This is a genomic window from Mycobacterium sp., from assembly GCF_049280035.1.
Classification (GTDB): Bacteria; Actinomycetota; Actinomycetes; order Mycobacteriales; family Mycobacteriaceae; genus Mycobacterium.
Genome location: NZ_JBAPPI010000350.1, coordinates 1 through 3,125 on the forward strand (window position 1 = coordinate 1; position 3,125 = coordinate 3,125).

At 61.2% G+C, this 3,125-nt stretch carries 3 protein-coding genes; 2 read left to right on the plus strand and 1 reads right to left on the minus strand.

Annotated elements, in window-relative coordinates; translation table 11 throughout:
* Nucleotides 1–868: cytochrome P450 (locus WAN71_RS11765; protein ID WP_422225497.1), on the minus strand; the 868-nt coding region annotated here is incomplete at its 3' end.
* 425 nt (nt 869–1,293) lie between these two features.
* Here WAN71_RS11765 and WAN71_RS11770 point away from each other — a divergent pair.
* Both WAN71_RS11770 and WAN71_RS11775 read left to right on the plus strand, forming a co-directional pair.
* Nucleotides 1,294–2,166: an MlaE family ABC transporter permease gene (locus WAN71_RS11770; protein WP_422225499.1), complete on the plus strand. Its 873-nt coding sequence runs from the start codon at nt 1,294–1,296 to the stop codon at nt 2,164–2,166.
* 2 nt (nt 2,167–2,168) lie between these two features.
* Nucleotides 2,169–3,026 carry an MlaE family ABC transporter permease gene (locus WAN71_RS11775; RefSeq protein WP_422225498.1) on the plus strand — a complete coding sequence of 286 codons (858 nt, stop codon included), beginning with the start codon at nt 2,169–2,171 and terminating at the stop codon, nt 3,024–3,026.
* The last annotated feature ends 99 nt before the right edge of the window (nt 3,027–3,125 follow it).

Here is a 3,125-nt window from a genome sequence, read left to right on the forward strand (position 1 = left end):
CCGCCAGCGTGCTCGAAGTGGTGTCATGACCGGCGGTGGCGATTGCGATGTAATAGCCGTAGGCGGTGATCTTCGGGAAGAAATCACCGTTCTCCTGGCGAGCGTTGGCGATGAGAGAAGCCAGGTCGTCGCGGGGATTCGCACGGCAGTCTTCGACGTAGGAGTCGAAATACGAAAAAAAATCCTGGATCGCTGCGGCCCATTGCTGCGCGGCGGCCTGCGGTGCGATATCCGCAACATCATCGCGCCGCTCGTCAGGATCTGCAACGCCGAAGAACTCCTGGGTCAGCTTCATCATGTGTGGTTCATGCTCGGGTGGCGCACCGAACAGGGTCATGATCACGTGCAACGGGAAACCGAGCGCGAAGTCCGCCACGAAGTCGATCGGACCATCCGTATGGAGCAACAAGTCGACAGCTTCAAGGGCGAGCTGTCGAATGCGGTCCTCCCACTGAGCGAGGTTGACCGGGCGAAACCAATCCCTTGCGATGTCTTTGATAGTGGAATGCTCGGGTGGATCCAGGTAGGTCAGCGTCTCTAGGATGCGCAAGCTGCCGTTGTTGATGCTCCTGGTGAATTCATCACCGGCCTGGTTGGCCAGTATCGGATTGTGTGAACCCGGCTTGTCGCCGCCCCCACTGTTGAAGATCTGTGGCTGCCGCTCTATTTCCATGATGTCGGCGTGCTTGCTGACCAGCCAGAGCGGGTCGTAGCCGTCGACGTGCGCGTGGCCGAGCGGAGTGTTCTCGCGCAGCCAGCGGTAGGCCCCGAACAGTGCTATCTCGTCTAGATGCCCGTCCGGGAGGATGATCTGACGGCTTACGTGTTCCGGAATGGGTTGGATGTCGACAACCTCGGTAGTGGTCATGATGATCCCGCTCCTTACGAGGGCTGGTACCTGTTGAGCCGAGCAGTCCGCCCAGATTTCTTGTATGGAGTTGCCGATCTTGCCAACTGGTGTCGTGCTGTGGGATCGTCTCCATTGTGTTAATAGATTAAACCATCGAATTATATGACCGTTTTGCGGTTTGCACCCGCGAGTGCCGGATTGGGGAGGCAGTGGCCAGGAGGTCGGCGCGATCGGCTCAATCGAGAGCCGGGTATGCGTGTGGCCAGGGATGGGTCAAGCTGCTGGCATCCGCAGCGGTACTAGATTGGCGGAACCCGGGTGATGAGCACAGGCGAAGTCGGAGGCACAACTCGATGTCTACCGACGTCGGTGGAAGTGACCGCTCGAATGCTGGCGTCGCCATGGCCGATTCGGTAGCCCCTGGGATCATCGACGGCTGCGGCATGTTGCTGACTGCTTCGCAAGAAGATCAGCAGCCGCTTGGCGAGCGTTCGGCTGTCCGGGAGATCGGTGACTGGGGCCGCCGGTACTTGCAGTCGCATCCGTTGTTGTCGCTGCACACCGTGGGCGGTCAGGTGGTGTTGGGCGTACGCACCGTCCAGTATCTCTTCGTCGATCTGTTCGGCCGTCGATTCCCGGTGGGGGAGTTCGTCCGACAGGCGGCGTTTATGGCCGGAACCGCGGTTGTCCCGACACTGCTGGTGACGATTCCGGTCGGCGTCACTTTGGCGATCCAGTTTTCCGTACTTGCGCAGCAAGTCGGCGCCGATTCGTTGGCCGGCGCCGCGAACGGGTTAGTGGTGATCCGCCAGGGTGCTCCGCTGGTGGCGGCGATCCTGCTGGCGGCGGCCGTGGGCTCGGCGGTTTCCGCCGACTTGGGCTCGCGAACGATGCGCGAGGAAATCGACGCGATGGAGGTGATGGGTGTTTCGGCGATCCGGCGGCTGGTGGTTCCCAGGTTCGTCGCGGTCATCGTGGTAGGGGTTGCGTTGACTGGATCGGCGACCTTTGCCGGGTTTGTCGTGGGCTACCTGTTCAACGTGTACCTGCAAGGCGGAGTGCCGGGCTCGTTTGTCGCAACGTTCTCCGCGTTCGCTACGGTCGACGACTTCGTGCTGGCTCTGGTCAAAGCGATTATCTTCGGGGCGATCGTGGCGATCGTCAGCTGCCACAAGGGCTTGGACACGCACGGTGGTCCTGCTGGGGTTGCGAATTCGGTGAACGCGGCGGTGGTTGAATCCATATTGCTGTTGATGGCCGTCAACGTCGCGCTGAGTCAGCTCTACTTCATTCTGTTCCCGCGGACGAGCTTGTAGCCGTGGTAGTCGCGAAGTATCACGTCCCCGGCGCCGGCCCACTTGTTCAAGCGACACGTGCGGGTGGACTGACGGCCGCCAAAGTCGGTCACATGGTGTTTTTCTTCGCCCGAGTACTGTCGGCGACCCCGGTCACGCTGGGCCGCTATCGCCGGGAATTCCTGCGGACTCTGTCGGATATCTCGTGGGGTAACGGGTCGATTGTGGTCGGCGGTGGCACTGTCGGGGTCGCCTTGGTGTTGGGAGTCAGCGCGGGCGCGCTGCTCGCCGTCGAGGGCTACAACTCGTTGAACCTGCTCGGCTTGGGTCCGGCGACCGGTCTGCTGTCCTCGTGGGGATCGACGCGCGAATTGGTGCCGGTCATGATCGCACTCGCATTCATCACCCAGGCGGGGTGTCGCTTCACCGCACAATTGGGCGCCATGCGCATTTCCGAAGAGATCGACGCAATGGAAGGGATGGCTATCAACCCCGTTCCGTATCTGGTGACGACCCGCGTCGTGGCATCAGTCGTTGCAGCCATTCCCCTATTCCTGGTGTGCTTAGCGGTGGCATATTTTGCCAGTCAGACCGTGTTTGCCGTGGCCTCCGGTTCGTCCCTGGGGACATATCTGCACTATTTCGCCTTGTTCAGCAGTAGCAGAGACGTTGTGTTGGCCACGATCAAAGCCGTTGTTTTCGTCTTCGTCGCGTCGGCGCTTCAGTGCTACTACGGGTTTTACGCGTCCGGCGGTCCTGAGGGGGTCGGTGTCGCGGCCGGGCATGCGATGCGCGCGAGCATCAGTGTTGTCATCATCTTGAACGCGTTGCTCACGATGGCCATGTGGGGCGTCGACGCCGGCGCGAGATTCGGCGGTTAGCAATGCCGAACTCCTTCGACCACGGGGGCCGCGGACCGTCGAACAGCCGGCTATTCATGGCGGGTGTCGCGTTGGTTCTCATCGCGTCTGCCATTGCCG

Coding starts and splice junctions, on each gene's coding strand:
- WAN71_RS11770 (WP_422225499.1), top strand. CDS start 1,294: ATGTTGCTGACTGCTTCGCAAGAAGATCAGCAGCCGCTTGGCGAGCGT.